The organism is Corynebacterium sp. P3-F1 (genome assembly GCF_030503635.1).
Classification (GTDB): domain Bacteria; phylum Actinomycetota; class Actinomycetes; order Mycobacteriales; family Mycobacteriaceae; genus Corynebacterium.
This window is the reverse complement of the sequence record NZ_CP129965.1, coordinates 574,373-593,918: the sequence shown is the minus strand read 5'-3', so window position 1 is coordinate 593,918 and position 19,546 is coordinate 574,373. Positions and strand designations below refer to the sequence as shown.

Sequence of the window (19,546 nt, the reverse complement as noted above, 5' to 3'; positions counted from 1 at the left end):
AGCTGAAATCAAGGAGAGATACATGAACGCACCGACCAACGCACGAAAATTCGCCGCTCTCGCGGCTGCGTTCGGCGCCGCGGTGACGCTTGCGGCGTGCTCGAACGACGAGACCGAGACGGAAACGGAAACGTCCACTGCGACTAGCACCGCTTCCGAGCAGGCGGCGCCGGCGGCCGAGAAGCCAACGGCCGTGCAGCTCAACGAGGTTCTGGCTCGCGCGACGAACCCACAGCTTCCGATGGAGGAGCGCGTGAAGACGGTTCAGGGCGGTGAGAACGCCCGCGAGCTTTTCGACGTGATGACGCAGGCCAAGCAGGAATCCGGCGCCGACTTCCAGGTCGTCGAGCCGATCCTGCCGGGCTACGCTCCGAATGAGGTTCTCGCCGCTGTGAACTTCACCCAACCGAACCAGGGCCCGTCCGTCGCGGAGAACGTCTCCTTCATCTTCGAGGACAACACCTGGAAGCTCTCCCAGTCTTGGGCGTGCACCTTGATCACCAACACGGTGACCCCGGACCAGGTTCCGGCAATGTGCAACGCGCAGGGCGGTAACGGGGCTGAGGCACCAGCACAGGGCGGCGCTGCCACCCCGGTCCCCGGGGCTGAATCACCAGCACAGGGCGGCCAGGGTGCACCGGCACCGGCGCAGGCACCTGCACAGGGCGGCGCACCAGCGCCGGCTCTATAAGAGTGTTGTGCAGCAACTGCTGAACTGAGCCGCACTCAGTTTTCTTCGCGCCACACTTCCTCGGTCCACAGCGTGGACAGGGTGAGCAGTGTGGCGCGTCCGTCTTTCTGGGCCATGCGCTGGCGCCACCGTCGGCGGATCCACCGGTCGTGGCTGGACATGATCACGGTGCCGGGAAAATCCACCAGTGCGGCCTCGAGCTCCTCGGCGAGGGCCAAGGAGAGGTGGTTAGTGGGCTCGTCCAGAAGCAGCAGGTCCGGCGGGGAAGACAGGATCATGCCTAGAGATACCCGTCGGCGCTGGCCGAGGGAGAGGTCCGCCAGCGGCTTTGCGGCTTGCTCCGTGGACATCAACCCCATGTCCACTATGCCCGGCACGAGCTGTGCGCCGGTGACGGAGAAATCCGTCCACGAGTCGTCCTGCTCGAGGCGGGCCACGGTCATTTCTTCCGGCATGATGATCTCCCCGGAATAGTCGGTGAGCTCACCGTCGATGATCTTCAGCAGCGTCGACTTTCCGGATCCATTTGGGCCTTCGATCAAGAGTTGGTCGCCGGGCTGGACCTTGAGATCCAGCGGAGCGAGCCTGTCTGGGACCGACAGGCCTCGGGCAATCACCGCGGGAACGCCCAGGGACGTCGCGGTGTGCTCCGGGATGCCCGCGAAGCGCAGCGGTTTCGGGGGCGTGGGGATCTGGTAGCGCTCCAAATTCTCCAGGCGCTGCTCGGCGGCACGGCGGCGGTTGCCCACGGTCTTGGCGGCCCTGTCAGCGTAGAACTTCGCGCTGGTGCGTGTTTCAGTCTTATTCTCCTGCGAGTGGAAGATATCTTCAGCCGAATGCTCTGCGGCCTTTTCCAGCCGTTCGCGCTCGTGCTCCTGCGCGGCGTAATCGGTGGCCCACCGCTGGCGGCGCTGCTCGCGCGCTGTGAGATAGTCACTGAATGATCCGGTGAAGCGGGCGCCTTGACGCGTCTCTTCGCCCATGCCGCCTTCCGCGCCCAGCCCGGGATCGAGGTCGACGAGTCCGTCGCATACAGCGTCGAGGAAATAGCGGTCGTGGGAAGCCGCCAGGACCGGGCCGGAGAAGGATTCGAGTTCGCCTACGAGGAAGTCCACTGCCTCGTCGTCTAGGTGGTTCGTCGGCTCGTCGAGCACCATCGCGTCGACGGGGCGCAGTAGGAGCGTGGCCAGAGCGAAGCGGCGGCGCTGCCCGCCGGACATTTCGCCCAGCGGGGTGGACAGATCCACATTCGCCAGACCAAGGCCAGCCAGAACCGCCGCGATGCGGGCATCCAGCTCCCACACCCCGGAATTCTCGGCGCGGGCCAGCGCCAGATCGAATTGTTCGGCCAGGCGGTCATCATTGGGATTCTCGGCCATCTGTCCGGACAGATCTGTGATGGCGCGCTCGACACCGCGGAGCTCGTCCACGGCACCGTCGATAAGCGTGCTGGAGGGCTCGGTGAACGGCAGCGACGTCTCCTGCGCGATGAAGCCCGTGACAGGTGGGGTGACCAACGTCCCGGCGGACGGTTCGAGGTCGCCCGAGATGATGCCGAGCAGAGTGGACTTACCTGAGCCATTTTCCCCGATCAAGCCGGTGACGGATCCCGACGGCACCGCGAAGGAAATATCCGTGAGAACCCGGTGCCCGTCAGGGTAGGTGAAAGAGATTCCGTCGAGTCCGATGTGTAGCGGAGCGGGCATGGTGGTTTATTTTCCGTATCGCGTAGCAGTGGTCACGTCCTGGACCACCTTGAAGTCGTTGTTGGCGCCGGAGTAGACCACGCGTGTCGTTGCTGAATTCTGCCCGGCCACGGGGATCGGTTTGGTCAGATCGACGGTGATTTCCGCCTGGGAGGTGGTCTGCGCGTCGTCCGCGGTGAGTTTCTCGCTCGCCGCTGCGCCGGGAGCCGACCCCAAGTCGAGCTCCTTCTCTGTCGGCTCCTCGCTGATATTTAGGTCTAGCGTGACCGTCGATCCCTCGATCTTCGTCACCGTGTACGTCGTGGTGCGGAACATGGACGTCTGTCCCGTCGTGCGCGCTGAAGCAGTCCACGACGCGCCTTCACCCACCTCCTCGCGCGGGAAGACAGGCATGGTGGACAGGACCTGGAGCAGTGCTCGCTCGAGACGCTCCCGGTCCTCATCCGAACTGTCTTCGGCGGGAAGAAGCTTCACGTCGCTGATCTGCCCTGAGGGGTCTGCGGTCCAGCGCATGCGGAACCCCTCAGCGACTACATCGGTCGTCTCCCCGGTACTTGAGATGTCCAGCTGCAACGCCTGTTCATCCACGCCGTCGGTCGCTGGGGCCTGCGGGTTGACCTTGTCCGACGCGACGGCGCCCTGGAACACCCCGGTAGCTACCTCCACACCGGTGCGCTGCTCCACGCCGTCGGTGGAGTAAGCGAGGACCGTCTTCTCGCCCGCTCCCGCTTCGACGAGCGTCACCCGCCCCGGGTCGACATCGAAAGCGGGGATCTCCGCGAACGGATCGGAATCCTGCGACGAGCACGCGGAAAGAGTCGCGGTGAGGCTCAGCACGACCGCGGTCATGATTGCTGGGAGATACCTAAAGCTCACACATTGAACCTACATCACGGGGAAACGACTACAGTAAGGCGACGATGAGCACCACGTACTCCAAGGGGTCTTCCAGCGGGACCGAAGGCCCCAGCGGTTCCCGCGCCGCCCGCCGCAGGCATCTCGCACTGGTCGCGGGCATCATGATCTCTATTGCAGTCGCGGACCAGGCGATTAAGCAGATTATGCTCACCACCCTGACCCCGGGGGAGCCCGTCCCAGTCATTGGTGACTGGTTCCGGTGGCTCCTGGTATTCAATTCCGGCGCAGCCTTCTCCATGGGCCAGAACCTCACCGGGCTGATCACCGCCATCCAACTGGCGTTCGTGGTCGGCGCGCTGATAGCAGCGCCTCGTCTCCGCGTCCGTTGGGCTGCTGTCGGTCTCGCTCTCATTGCCGGTGGGGCTCTGGGCAACCTCATTGACCGTCTGTTCCGCCCGCCGGGGTTCTGGTTCGGTCATGTCGTCGACTACATTTCGGTCGGTGATTTCGCCGTGTTCAACCTCGCCGACACCGCGATCAATATCGGTGTGGCCGTGTTCATTCTCACGCTGTTTATCGCGGACGAAGACACGCTTTTCCTCGCTAAAGACGCGGACGACGAGGGAAAGGAGCGGGCATGACCAGCGGGTACAGGTCGATCACGGTTCCAGAGGGGCTCGACGGCATGCGTGTCGACGCCGCTGTGGCCAAGGTCTTTGGCGTGTCCCGCTCCGTCGCGGCAGAGCTCGACGTGCTTGTCGACGGGACGGTGGCCCCCAAATCCGCCCGCCTCACCCCCGGACAAACCCTTGAGGTGACTTTGCCCGAACCCAGGTCAGTGCCCATGCCCAAGGAAGAACCGGTGGAGGGGCTGGAGGTGCTTTACGACGACGAGGATGTCATTGTCGTGGATAAGCCGGTGGGTGTGGCCGCCCACCCGACCCTCGGCTGGGAGGGCCCGACTGTCGTCGGCGGCTTGGTGGCCATGGGTTTTCAACTGCCCGACGCAGGCCCGCCCGAGCGCAAGGGGATTGTTCAGCGCCTCGACGTGGGTACCTCAGGGGTCATGGTCGTGGCTAATTCTATCCCGGGGTACTCGGTGCTCAAACGGGCTTTCAAGGAACGCACGGTGGAGAAGACTTATCATGCCGTCGTCCAAGGCTTGCCCGATCCGATCGTGGGCACGATCGATGCCCCGATCGGCCGTCATCCCTCGTCGGGCTGGAAATTCGCGGTCACCCAGGGCGGGCGTCATTCTGTCACTCACTACGAGGTGCTCGAGGCGTTCCGGGAGGCGAGCCTGCTCGAGGTGCACCTGGAAACCGGCCGCACCCACCAGATCCGCGTCCACATGTCGTCTGTGGGGCACCCGTGCGTGGGCGACCCGATGTACGGCTCCGATCCCACTTTGACCAAGCGGCTGGAACTGACCCGCCAGTGGCTCCACGCAACCACTCTCGGCTTCACTCATCCGGGCACGGGGAAGTGGATGGAGGTTTCCTCCCCGTACCCGGAGGACCTGCAGCGCGCCGTGGATACGCTTCGCGGATGAGCCGGCGTGAATTCGGTGCCAGGGTGACGTTTGTCGCCGTTGCAGTGCTCACAGGTCTGCTTGCCGCCCTGATCTCTTCGCTCGGCGACGCCACAAGGTTCGAACCTGTGCCCCGGGGCGATCAGCTTGGGCAGGTAACCGGGGAGAGTTACAGGGAATACACGGCGCGCGCCGACTATTCCGTGTCGGCAGCACCCGCAGCGGAACCGGTTTTCGCGCTCGTGACCTTCGCAGATGTGCTTGCCCCCGCGGAAGCATCGAAAGTGCTGGAACCGTTCGCGCGCGTGAACGCGGTGACTCCTGCTGAGGCGGCACCGAAACCCTCCGGGGAACCCTCTCAGGGCCGCGACCGCACTGAGAATATCCAGCTTGCAGCGGGTGACCAAGTGGTTGGGGCGATCGTGCGCGACACCGGCGACGTGCTCCGAACCGCAGCGCATAATCCCGGAATCGCCGCTCTTGAGGCCCTCCCCCCAGACGCGGTGTGGGGTGCCTTTGGTGTGCGTCCAGTCGAGCTGGAAGCCCGAGAATCGACCTATCGGTGCACCCGCGGGAGCGTGTAAGGTTATTGAATGTTATTTACCGGTCCTAATCGAGGAGACGAAACGTGTCAGCTTTCCGTAAAACAGGGGCATCGCTCGCTGTTGCTTCGACCCTGTTCTTCGCAACGGCGTGCGGTATCGGCGGCGACGGAGGCAATGACGACGGCAGCTCCCTCGGTGCAGGCGAATACGATGTTGTGGCCAAGGAAGAAGTGGTCAACAGCATTATCGTCGACGGCACTGTGGCTCCAATCCGGCAGGCGGGCATTTCCACGACGCTGACCGTGCCAGTGGAGAAAATCCATGTCGGCGTGGGCGACAAGGTCAAGCAGGGCCAGTTGTTGGTCACCATGGACACCTCCTCCATCGAGCGCGAGCTCGATGCGCAGCGCCAGGCCAACGAGCAGCTAATGAGCCAGGGCCAGGGCAGCGAACCGCTGCAGATGACCGCCGTGGGCGACCTGAAGAAGATCGTGGCGGATGCAAGCAGCTCGATTGAGGACTGCTTCAAACGGATCATTCCTGGGCCCGCCCCTGCTCCGCAGCCTGCGCCCGCTCCGGTACCTGCTCCGCAAGGTCCGTCCCGCGAGCAGATCGAACAGGCTCTGAATGAGGCTCACGAACAGGGACGCGCCCAGGGTGCTCAGGAAGCGCAGCAGGCATTCCAGCAGCAGGCTGAGATGGCCGGCGGTGCCGCAGACGGCGGGATGCCGGCGGGAGCGGCAGATGCGATGGCCCAGCAGCAGGCTCTCGCCCAGCAGGAAGCAATGGCGCAGCAAGAGGCGATGGCACAGGGCGGCGGGGCTGACACCAGCATGCTCGAGTACCAGATGCAGGACCGCGAGGTCACGGCACCGATCAACGGTGTGGTGACCAAGATCGAGGCGGAAGAAGGGGCGCCGGCCGGCGGCGCGCTGATGACCATCGCCGACACCTCCCGCTTCCTGGTCAAGGCGTCCGTGCGTGAAACAGATGTCGCGAACGTGAAAGAAGGCAACCGCGTCGTCTTCACCACCCCCATCACCGGCGACCGGAAGTTCGAGGGCAAGGTCCGCCGCATCGCCCCGATGGCCGACGGCGCCGACCAAGGAGCAGCAGCTGCGGCGCGAGCCATGCAGGGGGGCGGCCAGAACAACAAAAAGGACACCGGGGTGAACTTCCCGGTGGAGATCGAGGTCACCGGCGACACCAACGGTCTGCGCCTGGGCGGTTCGGCCCGCGTGGAAATCATCACGGAGGAAGACCGCGACCACCTGAGCATTCCGCGCGATGCGGTCTACGACGGCAACAAGGTCCTCGTTCTGAACCGTGAGAACAAAGACGCGACCGAAGGCACGGTTGAGGAGCGCACGGTGAAAACAGGCGTAAAGAACGACACCGACATTGCCGTTACCAGCGGCGACCTCAAGGAGGGCGACGTGGTCATCGCATGGCCCGACGATTTCCGCGACCGGGTCGGCGAGACCATTTCCATCACGGACGAGAACTTCACCCCGTCCGGCAAGGGCGACGAAGACAGCAAGGACGGAAAGACTGAAAAGTCTGACAAGTCCGAGAAGTCGGACAAGTAGGGGGAGAGTAGCCCTGTGAGCACTCCCATCAACGGCGGCGAACAGCCGGCCATGGTCAAAATCGACCCCGATAAGCTGATCTTCATGCGCGGGATCGTCAAAACCTACAACGAAGGAAAAGATACCGAGCTGACGGTTCTGCACGGCATCGACTTCGACACCGAGCACGGAGAGCTCGTGTCCATTGTCGGGCCCTCGGGTTGCGGAAAGTCCACCCTGATGAACTTGATCGGGATGCTGGATAAGCCAACCCACGGCGGGTACGCGTTCAACGGCGAGGACGTCTTCCAGAAAGTGGATAACGAGCTCGCCGCGTACCGTTCGCAAAACATCGGCTTCATTTTCCAGAACTTCAATCTCGTCGGCCGCATCAACGCGCTGCAAAACGTGGCTATGCCGATGATGTACGCGGGCGTCGGCAAGCGCGAGCGCGAAGAGCGCGCCGCGGAATTGCTGAATGTCGTGGGCATGGGCGACCGTCTCACGCACGCGCCGAACGAGCTGTCCGGCGGGCAGAAGCAGCGCGTGGCCATCGCGCGCAGCCTCGCCAACGACCCGGACCTGCTGCTTGCCGACGAGCCGACGGGCGCCCTCGACTCCCAGACCGGGCGCATGGTCATGGACTTGTTCCACCAGCTCAACCGGGATTACGGCAAGGCGATCGTGTTCATCACCCACAACCCCGACTTGGCGCAGGAGACCAGCCGGATTGTGGAAATGAAAGACGGCCGTGTCGTGGACGTGCGTGCGGGAGGTGCAGCCTAAACCATGGAATTCCGTGAATCAGTCAGTCTAGCGTTAGGCAGCCTGCGGACGAACAAGATGCGTTCGATCCTCACACTTTTGGGCATCATCATCGGAATCATGGCCGTGGTGATCATCATGACGCTCGGCCGCGGCTTGCAAAACAGTGTGACGAGCGGTCTCGAGGACATCGGTGCGTCGAAGTACGCTGTGTTCATCACGGAAAAGCCGGATGAGGAGGAGGGCAGCGACGAGAACGCGGGCGGGTTCAACCCTCCCATCACGGACGAGTCCGACCAAGTCACCCTCGATCAGCTGGACGAGCTGAAGCAGCACTTCGGCGACCGCATCGTCGGCGTGGACATTCAGGACACCTACGGCGGCGATGCGACGTACGAGGACAAGGATGCCGCTGTCGACATCGCGCCCGTTTTGGGCGATTCCATGGACGTGCGCAATGTCGAGGTAGCATTCGGCCGCGCCATCGAGCAGCAGGACATCGACAGCCAGCGCCCGGTCGCGGTGGTTTCGCAAGAGCTTGTCGACGCCTTCTTTGACGGCGATAGCTCCGCCGCCCTGGGCAAGCGCATCGACCTGAACGTCGAATCCACCGGCGTGTACACTATCATCGGTGTGGCCGAGGCAAAAGAGAAGGACGCCAGCAACTTCGGCCAAGAGACTGCCACCGGTCAAGCCTTCGTCCCGTTGAGCTCCATCGACCGCATCTCGGAGCCGATCGAGGGCACAGACGGATTCCTCGTGCAGGCCAAGGGCGACGAGGACTCGACCGCGTTCCGCGACGAGCTGCAGAACTACGTGGACCGCTGGTACTCCAAGAGTGAGACCGCGCAGGCCGAAGTCCTCGATATGCAGGCAGAGCTCGCCTCCTTCACCAAGGTCTTCGGCGCGATCAGCGCCGTGATCGCTTCCATTGCCGGCATCTCCTTGCTCGTCGGTGGAATTGGTGTCATGAACGTCATGCTCATTACCGTCACCGAGCGCACCCGCGAAATCGGCGTGCGTAAGGCGCTCGGCGCAACACGCCGTGACATCCGCACCCAATTCATCGTCGAAGCTGTCATGGTCTGCCTTTTGGGCGGCATTATCGGTGTGGTGCTGGGCGGCATTATCGGCACTATCAGCAGCGGCTTCATCGGCATGGTCGGCGGCGGGGAATACGGCCCTATCGCGTGGCCACCGCTGAGTGCAGTGCTGTTCTCGCTGCTCTTCTCCATGGCGATCGGCGTTTTCTTCGGCGCGTACCCGGCGAACAGGGCCGCCAAGATGCAGCCGATCGACGCTTTGCGCTACGAGTAAACTGTCCGCCATGGCCAAAAACTCCTCGTTCGTCCACCTGCATAACCACACCGAGTTCTCCATGCTCGACGGCATGGCCAAGGTGGACCTTCTGGCCGAGGAAGTGGCGCGTCAAGGGATGCCTGCTGTGGGCATGACCGACCACGGAAACATGTTCGGTTCGAACGCGTTCTACCGCCGCATGGTGGACGCAGGAGTGAAACCGATCATCGGCATTGAGGCGTACATGGCGCCCGAGTCCCGCTTCAACAAAAAGCGCGTTCTGTGGGGTACACCGGACCAGAAGGGCGACGACGTCTCCGCGTCCGGCGCCTACCTGCACCAGACCATGCTGGCGGAGAACGCCACCGGCCTCCACAACCTTTTCCGTTTGTCGTCCCTGGCGTCCTACGAAGGACAGCTGGGTAAATGGCCGCGCATGGATGCGGAGCTTGTCGCCGAGCATGCGGACGGCATCATCGCCACGACCGGCTGCCCGTCGGGAGATGTGCAGACGCGCTTGCGTTTGGGGCAGTACGACCAGGCGTTGGAAGCAGCCGCGATGTGGCAGGACATTTACGGCAAAGACAACTACTTCCTTGAGTTGATGGATCACGGCCTGCACATTGAGCGCCGCGTGCGCGACGATCTGCTGCGCATCGGACAGGCCCTCGATCTCCCGCCACTGGTCACGAACGACTGCCACTACGTCCTTGAATCCCAGGCACCGGCGCACGAGGCGATGCTCTGCGTCCAGACGGGTAAGACCCTGTTGGATCCGGACCGGTTCAAATTCGACGCCACCGACTTTTACATCAAGTCCGCCGAGCAAATGCGCTCCACCTGGGACGATATGGTTCCGGACGGCTGCGATAACACGCTCTGGATCGCCGAGCGCGTCGGCGACTACAGCGAACTGTGGGAGGAGCATCCGCACGACCGCATGCCCATCGCCACGGTGCCGGAGGGGGAGACCCCGACGACGTGGCTGCGCAAGGAAGTGCACCGCGGACTGGAAGACCGCTTCGAAGGCAAGGACGTGCCGGAGGAGTACCTGAAGCGCGCCGACTACGAGATCGACGTCATCGACATGAAGGGCTACCCGTCCTACTTCCTCATTGTTGCAGAGCTGATCAAGCACGCCCGCTCCGTGGGCATCCGTGTCGGTCCTGGCCGTGGTTCGGCCGCGGGGTCGCTTGTCGCCTACGCGCTGACCATCACCAACATTGATCCGATGGAGCACGGGCTCCTCTTCGAGAGGTTCCTCAACCCCGAGCGCCCGTCCGCACCTGATATTGATATCGACTTCGACGATCGCCGCCGCGGTGAGATGCTCACCTACGCGGCCGAGAACTGGGGCGAGGACAAGATCGCCCAGGTGATCACGTTCGGCACGGTGAAGACGAAGCAGGCCATCAAGGACTCCGCCAAGGTCAATTTCGGCCAACCCGGTTTCCAGATGGCCGACCGTATCAACGCAGCTCTGCCACCGGCGATCATGGCGAAGGACATTCCGCTGTCCGGCATCACCGACCCGGAGCACGCGCGTTATTCCGAGGCCGCCGAGGTCCGCTCGATGATCGAAACCGATCCGGACGTGGCCAAGATCTACGAGACTGCCCGCGGGCTCGAAGGGGTGGTCCGCCAGGCCGGTGTGCACGCCTGCGCGGTGATCATGGCGTCGGTACCTCTCATGGACCACATTCCGATGTGGAAGCGGCCCGCCGACGGTGCTCTCATCACCGGGTGGGACTACCCGGCATGCGAGGCCATCGGCCTGTTGAAGATGGACTTCCTGGGGCTGCGCAACCTCACCGTCATCGGCGACGCCATCGAGAACATCAAGAAGAACCGCGGCGAGACTCTTGACTTGGAAGGCTTGGACACCGACGATCCAGCCGTGTACGAACTGCTCTCCCGCGGTGACACTCTCGGTGTGTTCCAGCTCGATTCCGGTGGCATGCAGGAGCTGCTCAAACGCATGAAACCGACGGGCTTCAACGATATTGTCGCGTCGCTGGCCCTCTACCGGCCGGGCCCGATGGGGGTGAACGCCCACTGGGATTACGCGGACCGCAAGAACGGCCGCAAGCCGATCACACCGATCCACCCGGAGCTGGAAGAACCGCTGCGGGAGATCCTAGATGAGACCTACGGCCTCATCGTCTACCAGGAGCAGATCATGAGGATCTCGCAAAAGGTGGCGAACTACACGGCTGGCGAAGCAGACGGCTTCCGTAAAGCGATGGGCAAGAAGAAGCCCGAAGTGCTCGCCCAGCAGTACGAGAAGTTCTCGCAGGGCATGTTCGACAACGGCTACACCAAGTCGGCCGTCGACGCGCTGTGGGGAACTATTGAGCCGTTCGCGTCCTACGCGTTCAACAAGTCGCACGCCGCGGGCTACGCTCTCGTTTCCTATTGGACTGCGTACCTGAAAGCGAACTACGCCTCGGAGTACATGGCGGCCCTGTTGACCTCGGTGGGCGATAAGAAGGATAAGTCGGCCATCTACCTCGCGGACTGCCGCCACCTGGGCATCTCGGTTCTTCCGCCGGACATCAACGAGTCGGAGGAGAACTTCCTCGCTGTGGACAAGGACATCCGCTACGGGCTCGCCGCGATCCGCAATGTCGGCGTGGAAGTGGTGGAGTCCATCATGGAGACCCGCCGCACCAAGGGCGCGTTCACGAGCTTCTCCGACTACCTGGACAAGATCGACTTGCTGCCGTGCAACAAGCGCATCACCGAGTCGCTGATCAAGGGCGGTGCGTTCGACTCGCTCGGCCATCCACGAAAGGGCCTGTTGCTGGTCTCCGACAGCGCTGTGGATTCCGTGCTCACCACCAAGAAAGCTGCAGATAAAGGTCAGTTCGACCTGTTCTCCGCTTTCGGCGGGAGTGACGGAGAGGACAACGCAGCCAGCGCATTCAGCATCGAGGTGCCGGACGACGAATGGGAGAAGAAGCACAAGCTTGCCCTCGAGCGCGAAATGCTGGGACTGTATGTTTCTGGGCACCCTCTCGACGGCTTCGAGGAAGCACTCGAGGCTCAGACCGATACCCCGATGCCGAAGATCCTCGGCGGGGAGATGCGCCACGGCGACGAAGTCACCATCGGCGGCATCATCTCGAGCGTGGATCGGCGCTACTCCAAGAAGGACGGTTCGCCATGGGCGATTGTCACCTTGGAGGACCACCACGGTGCGCAGGTGGAAGTTCTGCTATTCAACAAGGTCTACGCCCTCGTAGCGCCGCAGATCGTTGAAGACAACATCATCCTGGTCAAAGCCCACGTCTCCATCCGCGACGAACGCATGAGTCTGTTCGGAGACGACGTGAAGGTGCCGGAATTGGGCCCCGGAAACGGTGTCGGCCTTCCGTTGCGTCTCACGTTGCGGACGGAGCAGTGCACGGTGGACAATATCCGTAAACTCAAGCAGGTTCTCGTGAACAACCCGGGCGATTCGGATGTGTACCTCAACCTCGTCAACGGTGATCAATCCCAGCTGATGGTGCTCGGGGATCATCTGCGGGTGGAACGGTCCGGGAGCCTCATGGGCGACCTCAAGGCTGCGATGGGTGCGGGAGTGCTGGGGTAAGTCCCTCTGGCACGGTTGCTTTTTCTTGTGGGAAACTGCTCTCAAAATCCCTGCGAGGCTGGGTGCCGGGAGCCGTGGGTCTATGATTGCGAGGTATGACACACTCGCCTGATTTTTCACCCGTGCACGCAGCCGACATTCAAGGGGCTCAGGCGAGCATTTCAGGCGTTATCACGCCAACGCCGTTGCAGTACTGTCCGCGCCTTTCGCAGGCGTACGGCGTCGAGGTGTATCTCAAGCGCGAAGATCTGCAAGATGTGCGTTCCTACAAGATTCGTGGGGCTTACTACAACATCAGCAATCTGACCGAGGAGGAGAAACAGGCCGGTGTCGTGGCAGCGTCGGCTGGAAATCACGCTCAAGGTGTTGCCTACGCGTGCCGTTCGATGGGCATCGACGGCAAGATATTCGTGCCCAAGCGCACACCGAAGCAGAAGCGTGACCGGATCAAGGTGCACGGAGGGGACAAGGTCGAGCTCGTCTTAGTCGGCGACACCTTCGATGAGGCTGCGGAAGCAGCCCGCGCGGATGCGGAGGCCCGAGGTGCCACCATCGTCGAGCCCTTCAACGCCCGCAATACCGTAATCGGTCAGGGGACCGTGGGGGCGGAAATTGTGTCCCAGCTGTCGGGGCTAGGCAAATCGCTTGACTCGATCGTGGTTCCGGTGGGAGGCGGCGGTCTGATCGCCGGCATTACCTCCTATCTGGCGGACATGTCGCCACGCACTGCAGTTGTGGGTGTGGAGCCGGCGGGAGCGCGGTCGCTTCAGGCAGCTCTTGCCGCGGGGGAGCCTGTTACTCTCGAAACTGTGGACCCGTTCGTCGACGGCGCGGCGGTCAAGCGCATTGGCGACGTGAACTACAACATCATCGAAGAGAATCTCGGCCGATTGCACATCGTGGCCGCCGACGAAGGCGCTGTGTGCACCAGTATGCTCGCTCTGTACCAGAACGAGGGCATCATCGCTGAGCCTGCTGGCGCGCTTTCCGTCGCAGCGCTCGGGGAAGTGAGCTTGGCTCCGGGAAGCACTGTGGTGTGCGTGATCTCCGGCGGCAACAACGATGTCCTGCGCTATGCGGAGATCATGGAGCGCTCCCTGGTCCACCGCGGACTCAAGCATTACTTCCTGGTCAATTTCGCCCAAGAACCGGGCCAGCTGCGCCGCTTTCTGAACGATGTCCTCGGTCCGGACGACGACATCGCACTGTTCGAGTATCTGAAGAAGAACAACCGCGAAACCGGCGCCGCGCTCGTGGGCATCGAGCTCGCCCGGGCATCCGACTTGGACCTGCTGCTCGATAGGATGGAGGAAGCCTCTTTCGATTGCCGCCGTCTCATGCCGGGCACACCGGAATACGAGTTCATCGTCACCGGTTAACAGCCCCGGGTGGGGGCTAGCGGCGCACTATCGCGAAACCCCAGGGCTCCAATTCGGTTTTCTCTGCGGTGACGGTGGGGTCGCCGAAGGAATAGATCAGTTCACCGCCGGCCGGCACAGCAACCGGTGATCCGGAGAAATTCGCGGCGAGGAACACATCGTCGTACCCCATGGTCAACCATGTGTCCGAATGGTCGACCTGCAGCTCGCGCAGGTCGTCGCGCGACAGATTCAGCTCGCGGCGCAGAGCGAGCAATTTCTTGTACGTCTTCTGCATCACCAGGGCATCGCGGTCGAATTTCCAATCGAGCTTCGCAGACTCGAATGTCGCCGGATCCGCCGGATCGGGAACCTCGTTGAAATCCCAGCCGTAGCGGGCGAACTCGTGAGCGCGGCCCTCGCGCGTGAGACGCATCAGATCATCGTCGGTGTGGGAGATGAAGAACGGAAACGGCGTCTGGGCGTAGGACTCCTCGCCCATGAAGATCATCGGGGTGAAGGGGCTGAAGAAGATGACTGCGGCTTTCAGCGCGTGTTGTTCGAGCGTGAGATTCTGCGACGGGCGGTCGCCGAACGCGCGGTTACCCACTTGGTCGTGAGTCGTTGTGTACGTGATCAGCTTCCATGGGGGAATGGCGGACAGATCCAACGGGCGGCCGTGCGTGCGCCCGCGGAAATTCGAGAAGTCGTTGCGGAAGCGGTAGCCGTGACGGAGGGTGTCCGCGAGTATGTCAACGGTGCCGAAGTCCTCGTAATACGCGTTATTCTCGCCGGTGACAACGGTATGGAGGGCATGGTGGACGTCGTCAAGCCATTGCGCGTCGAGCCCGTACCCACCGACGGAATAATCGGCGATAATGCGCGGATCGTTCAGGTCGCTCTCGGCGATGATGATGGGGTTGGGGCCGAATTCCGCCTCCACCTCATCCGCGAGCATGTTGATTTGCTCCATGATCGAGTACGCCGCCCGGTCATCGTACGAGTGCACTGCGTCGAGGCGTAGACCGTCGATGTGGAATTCGGTTAGCCAGCGCCGCACAGCGTCGAGCACGTAGGCGCGAACTTCGTCCGAATTCGCGCCGGAGAAATTCACCACGTCGCCCCAGCCCGTTGTGCCCGCGGTCGTATACGGGCCGAATTGACCGTTGTAGTTGCCGTCGGGGCCGAAGTGGTTGAACACCACATCGAGGTACACGCCCACGCCTTTCCGGTGTGCGGCATCGACGAGACGCTTCAACCCGTCGGGCCCGCCGTAGCTTTCTTGGACAGCGAACCAGTCGACACCGTCGTAGCCCCAGTTGCGCTCGCCACCAAAGGGCTGGACGGGCATCAGCTCGATCGTGGTCACGCCCAGGTCCACGAGATAATCGAGCTTATCGACGACACCGTCGAACGTCCCCTCTTCCGTGAACGTTCCCACGTGGAGCTCATAGATGACCTGTCCTTTGAGCTCGTAGCTGGTCCAGTGCTGATCGGTCCACTCGAATGCCGTATCGGTCACCTGAGACAGGCCGTGGACACCGTCCGGTTGGCGGGTGGAGCGCGGGTCGGGGAGCGGAGCGGACCAGGCCGCGCCGTCGAAAAGCGAAAAGCCATACCGCTGACCCGGGACTTTGTCGATGTCGCTGATCCACCATGCCCTGCGTTGCTCGTCGCGCCGCATCTTGTGTTCGACATCGTCGACGACCACTTTGACGTCCTGCGCGTACGGCGCCCACACCTCGAACTTCATGGTTCAAGCCTAAGTAAAATAATCCGGCAATGGTGACAAAATACGAATTGCCCTCCACCGGCGAACCGACGGTGAACGAGATTGAGATCAAGCGCTCCCGCTTCATCACGTGGATTGCGCGCGCCGAATCCGAGGAGGAAGCCCGCGATATTGTGGCGCGTGCCCGCCAGGAATTCCCCGATGCCCGCCACCACTGCTCGGCATTCATCGTGCATATCGACGGCGCGGTGCCGGTCGAGAGATCCAGCGACGACGGCGAACCGGCCGGAACCGCGGGGAAACCGATGCTCGATGCACTGCGGGGATCCGGCATGGAGTCGGTCGTGGCTGTGGTGATCCGTTACTTCGGCGGCGTGAAACTCGGAGCGGGCGGACTCGTCCACGCCTATTCCGAATCCGTCTCCCAAGCCGTCGAGGCTGCTCCGCGCGCCGAGAAAACGTTACGCGAATTAGTCGCCGTGGATCTCCCGCACGCTGACGCCGGAAGAATTGAGGCGGAATTGCGGACCCACGGCATCGACGTTGTTGATGTCGCCTACGGCACCCAGGCCCGCTACACCTTCGCGATCACCCCGGGCGGCAGGAAGGAATTCGACGCGCTTCTCGCCGCATCTACCCAAGGTTCCGCCGCGGCGCGCGAGGCGGGAACGATGTGGGTGGAACGCCCCCGCTAAACTTGATGTCATGACTCTTCAGCCCCGCCCCAATAACCCGATCGAAGCCCGCAAACAAGCCGTCCGGCGCTATTCCCGCAACGGTGTGGCGTGCGTCGGCGGCGGTGTCCTCGGAGGCGTGGCGTTCGGGCTGATCTTCTCTTCTTTCTGGTTCTGGCTCTCACTGGGAATGGTCGTTGCCGTGGCAGGCGGGTTGTATAACTACAGCAAGGTGCAGAAGATCATCAACCACCAAGACACCTTCTAGTGGCTGGTCCGGGAGAAAACTCCGACGCGGACGGCGGTCCGGTCCGCATCGACGTATGGGTGTGGGCCGTGCGCATGTACAAGACACGCTCTGAGGCGGCGAACGCGGTGCGCGCCGGGCACGTCAAGCTGAACGGCAACGCGGTCAAGCCTTCTGCTCAAGTCGTGCCCGGCGACCGTGTTAAGGCGTGGAAAGACTACCGCGACATCGAGTACGAAGTGGTGCAGACCCTGCGTAAACGTGCGGGTGCCCCGGTGGCCCGCCAGTGCTACATCGACCATTCGCCGCAACCACCTCCGAAGGAGTATTTCTACTCCATGCCCAAGCGCGACCGCGGCGCTGGTCGCCCAACTAAGAAAGAGCGCCGGGAGATCGACCGTCTGCGCGGACGGCGGTGAGCGAGGCGGGGTCTGCAGCGGCGGTCGCTGCTAGAGTTCGCCGGTTACGCTTCGATGTGCTCGGCGACGAGCAGTGCCGTAGGTAGCCCATCTAGCACATCCCGCACCAACACGGTGCCCGAGAAGGACTGACCGGTGAGACGGTCTGTCCAGCGACCTTCAGGCAGGGTGACGGTAGTGTCTCCCCAGCCACCCCGGTCCTCTAGCAGCAGGGGTCGGCGGGTGGAAAGCGCCACCACGTCCAGCCCAGAGGCTCCACGCGCCATGCCGACGAGGTGGCTGGCGGCTTCGCCCACCGCGAAGACTGGCTGGTAATCGCCGGACAAGAACACATCCGGGTGCTGGCGGCGCAGATACAGGCCTTCGTGCACCACCGCCTGCTTCGCCCGGTCGGCCATGCCCTCCAGATGCGGATAGCACCCAGGAAGTCCTTCGGCGGCCGCTGAGTCCCGGGCGTGGATGAGCTCGTCGTGGATCCGGCCTGAAAGTGCAGAATCCTTGAACTGGTCGAGTGCTTGAGCGCGGTTGACGTAGTCGACGAAGCGGCGGTTGTCCGGGTCGACTAGGGAGAGGTCCACGAATTCTTGCCCCTGGTAGGTGTCCGGAATGCCGGGACCGATCAACTGCAGCATCTTGCGGCCGAGGGACACCTGTACGGCACCTCGGTGAATCTCTTTAACGAATTCGTCGACCATGGTTGACGCGGGGCCGTCGATAAGCGCGTCGACCCAATCGGTGACCGCTGTTTCAAAATGCGTGTCGTTGTCGAACCACGACGTGTGCACGCCCGCTTCCCGCACCGCCTTCACGGCATAATCCCGCACACGGTCCCGGATCCCGTCGGTGGAGCCCGCCAGCGGCCAGACACCGATGATGTTCTGGAGCAGGAAGTGCGCGGTCGCGTCGTCTGGGGCGGGTACGAGAGCCCTGACCTGCTGCGCCAGTTCCGCGAAGTCCTTGTGGCGCTCGGTGATCTCGATGATTCGTGCTCGGGTGTCCTCGCTCCGTTTCGTGTCGTGCGTGGTCAACGTTGTCATCGCGTGAGGCCACAGCATCGCGCGCTCTTGCTGGAGCAGGTGGAATTCCGCCGCGGAAACACCGAAGCGGCCTGGCGCACCGCCGACCTCTTGGAGTGCAACGAGGCGGCATGCACGGTAGAACAGCGTGTCCTCCACGCCTTTCGCCATCACCGCGCCACACACTTGGGCAAAGCGTGTTTTCGCTTCGCCGTTGGCCAGAAAAGCCGCGGAAATGAGATCGAGGGCGGCCCGGCGCGACGGGAAACGGCGCACCATATCGGCGATGATCGTGGAGGTCTGGCGCGATAACGAGATATAGTCCGCACGGTAGACAGGCATCGCTGCCACGAGGTCGATGACGGTGCGCTCCAAGTCCTCGTCGGAGACATCCGCACCGGCGGTCGAGAAATTATCGCGGCGGATCGCGCGGGTGAGTCGGCGGATTTCAGCGGCGAGCTCCGACTCGGCGACATCGCGCTTGAGCTGGTGCTCCGCGGCGGCGATGGCGGCCTCGTCCCACGTGGAGCCGGACTGTTGGAGGGAAAGCATGCTCAGCGAGTCTTCGGCCTCCCGTGAGACGAAGACGCCGTCGAGTTCCCGCAACGCGTCGTAGCCGGTGGTTCCGTCGACCGCGAGACGGGGGTCAAGGGGCTCGGTGACGCCGAGAATCTTTTCTGCCACCAGCCAGCGGTCGTCGCCGACGAGGTCACGCAATCGATTCAGGTAGGTGAAGGGATCGGAAAGGCCGTCTGGGTGGTCGACGCGGACTCCGTCGATAAGGTCTTCCGCGATGAGTTGCCGTAGAGTCCGGTGCGTGTGCTCGAAGATCAGCGGGTCCTCTTGGCGGATGCCGGCGAGTCCGTTGACGGAGAAGAACCTGCGGTAGGAAATCACTCCGTCGCGCCAGAACATCAGGCGGTAATTCTGTTTCTCGTACACCTCGCGGGGATCGTCGTCGAGGCTGTCGAAGGAACCGGGAGCGAGAGGGAAGTAGCTCTCGTAGTAGGCGAGGACAGGTTCGTCGATCTCGTCGAGATAGGTGAGCGTGAATTTGTCTTCGTCGCCGGGGTGCCCCAGCACCGGCAACCCAAGCTTCCCGCCAGCGCCGTTGTCCTCGTGCCAGTCAACGTCGAAGTAGCTCTCGAATTCGGAGTCTTTTCCGTTCTTCAGCACATCCCACCACCACTTGTTCAGGTGCGGAGTTTCAACACCGAGGTGGTTGGGCACGATGTCGACGATGAGCCCTAGGCCGGCTTCGTGCGCCACCGAGGCAAGGTGGCGTAGCCCCTCCACCCCGCCGAGCTCCGGATTCACCTCAGTCGGGTCGGTGACGTCGTAATTGTGGTTGGACTCCGGGTACGAGCTGAAGATGGGGGAGAGGTACAAGTGAGAGACGCCCAGGGACTTCAAATAAGGGACGAGGTCGGCGGCATCGGAGAAGCCGAAGCTCCTGCCCGCCGGGTCCGCTTTCGCGCCCCTCAGCTGCAGGCGGTAGGTCGAGGTGATGGGGCGGAACATGTGCGGGCACTCCTTTTCGTC

Annotated in this window: 16 protein-coding genes; 12 read left to right on the top strand and 4 right to left on the bottom strand. The window is 62.8% G+C overall.

Going from position 1 to position 19,546, the window contains the following annotated elements; all coding sequences use genetic code 11:
* The first annotated feature begins 22 nt into the window (after positions 1–22).
* The gene (locus tag QYQ98_RS02765; protein ID WP_302007246.1) at positions 23–691 is read left to right on the top strand and encodes a hypothetical protein; all 669 of its coding nucleotides are present in this window, start codon (positions 23–25) and stop codon (positions 689–691) included.
* Positions 692–726: 35 nt separating this feature from the next.
* Here the strand turns inward: QYQ98_RS02765 and QYQ98_RS02760 are convergent, their stop codons facing one another.
* Both QYQ98_RS02760 and QYQ98_RS02755 read right to left on the bottom strand, forming a co-directional pair.
* Positions 727–2,397, bottom strand: a complete 1,671-nt coding sequence (locus QYQ98_RS02760) for an ABC-F family ATP-binding cassette domain-containing protein (protein ID WP_302007245.1) — start codon at positions 2,395–2,397, stop codon at positions 727–729.
* 6 nt (positions 2,398–2,403) lie between these two features.
* Entirely contained in the window at positions 2,404–3,246 is an 843-nt protein-coding gene (locus QYQ98_RS02755) for a hypothetical protein (RefSeq protein ID WP_302007244.1), read from the bottom strand.
* Between the two features lie 71 nt (positions 3,247–3,317).
* Between QYQ98_RS02755 and lspA the strand changes: the two genes are divergently transcribed.
* The 8 genes from lspA (at position 3,318) to ilvA (ending at position 13,937) form a co-directional block, all read left to right on the top strand.
* Positions 3,318–3,896, top strand: coding sequence for a signal peptidase II (lspA, locus tag QYQ98_RS02750; protein ID WP_302007243.1), 579 nt, complete (start codon positions 3,318–3,320; stop codon positions 3,894–3,896).
* A complete protein-coding gene (locus tag QYQ98_RS02745) occupies positions 3,893–4,807 on the top strand; it encodes an RluA family pseudouridine synthase (protein ID WP_302007242.1) in 915 nt (304 codons plus the stop codon). Before lspA ends, QYQ98_RS02745 begins: the two co-directional genes overlap by 4 nt.
* The gene (locus QYQ98_RS02740) at positions 4,804–5,370 is read left to right on the top strand and encodes a hypothetical protein (protein ID WP_302007241.1); all 567 of its coding nucleotides are present in this window, start codon (positions 4,804–4,806) and stop codon (positions 5,368–5,370) included. The genes QYQ98_RS02745 and QYQ98_RS02740 overlap by 4 nt, the downstream gene beginning before the upstream one ends.
* 44 nt (positions 5,371–5,414) lie before the next feature.
* The gene (locus tag QYQ98_RS02735) at positions 5,415–6,920 is read left to right on the top strand and encodes an efflux RND transporter periplasmic adaptor subunit (RefSeq protein WP_302007240.1); all 1,506 of its coding nucleotides are present in this window, start codon (positions 5,415–5,417) and stop codon (positions 6,918–6,920) included.
* A gap of 51 nt (positions 6,921–6,971) precedes the next feature.
* Positions 6,972–7,685, top strand: coding sequence for an ABC transporter ATP-binding protein (locus QYQ98_RS02730; RefSeq protein ID WP_302007806.1), 714 nt, complete (start codon positions 6,972–6,974; stop codon positions 7,683–7,685).
* 3 nt (positions 7,686–7,688) lie between these two features.
* Positions 7,689–8,981, top strand: coding sequence for an ABC transporter permease (locus QYQ98_RS02725; protein WP_302007239.1), 1,293 nt, complete (start codon positions 7,689–7,691; stop codon positions 8,979–8,981).
* Between the two features lie 10 nt (positions 8,982–8,991).
* The gene (gene dnaE, locus QYQ98_RS02720) at positions 8,992–12,558 is read left to right on the top strand and encodes a DNA polymerase III subunit alpha (protein ID WP_302007238.1); all 3,567 of its coding nucleotides are present in this window, start codon (positions 8,992–8,994) and stop codon (positions 12,556–12,558) included.
* Between the two features lie 95 nt (positions 12,559–12,653).
* Positions 12,654–13,937 carry a threonine ammonia-lyase IlvA gene (gene ilvA, locus QYQ98_RS02715; protein ID WP_302007237.1) on the top strand — a complete coding sequence of 428 codons (1,284 nt, stop codon included), beginning with the start codon at positions 12,654–12,656 and terminating at the stop codon, positions 13,935–13,937.
* A 16-nt stretch (positions 13,938–13,953) separates the two neighbouring features.
* Here ilvA and treZ read toward each other — a convergent pair whose 3' ends face one another.
* On the bottom strand, positions 13,954–15,669 hold the full coding sequence (gene treZ, locus QYQ98_RS02710; RefSeq protein ID WP_302007236.1) for a malto-oligosyltrehalose trehalohydrolase: 1,716 nt from the start codon (positions 15,667–15,669) through the stop codon (positions 13,954–13,956).
* Positions 15,670–15,698: 29 nt separating this feature from the next.
* Between treZ and QYQ98_RS02705 the strand changes: the two genes are divergently transcribed.
* The 3 genes from QYQ98_RS02705 to QYQ98_RS02695 are packed head-to-tail and all read left to right on the top strand — an operon-like array spanning position 15,699 to position 16,988.
* Positions 15,699–16,343: a YigZ family protein gene (locus QYQ98_RS02705; RefSeq protein ID WP_302007235.1), complete on the top strand. Its 645-nt coding sequence runs from the start codon at positions 15,699–15,701 to the stop codon at positions 16,341–16,343.
* 10 nt (positions 16,344–16,353) lie between these two features.
* A complete protein-coding gene (locus QYQ98_RS02700) occupies positions 16,354–16,590 on the top strand; it encodes a hypothetical protein (RefSeq protein WP_302007234.1) in 237 nt (78 codons plus the stop codon).
* Entirely contained in the window at positions 16,590–16,988 is a 399-nt protein-coding gene (locus tag QYQ98_RS02695; RefSeq protein ID WP_302007233.1) for an RNA-binding S4 domain-containing protein, read from the top strand. Before QYQ98_RS02700 ends, QYQ98_RS02695 begins: the two co-directional genes overlap by 1 nt.
* Positions 16,989–17,032: 44 nt before the next feature.
* On the opposite strand, the gene treY is transcribed toward QYQ98_RS02695, so the two are convergent.
* Positions 17,033–19,525 carry a malto-oligosyltrehalose synthase gene (treY, locus tag QYQ98_RS02690; protein WP_302007232.1) on the bottom strand — a complete coding sequence of 831 codons (2,493 nt, stop codon included), beginning with the start codon at positions 19,523–19,525 and terminating at the stop codon, positions 17,033–17,035.
* Positions 19,526–19,546 lie beyond the last annotated feature (21 nt).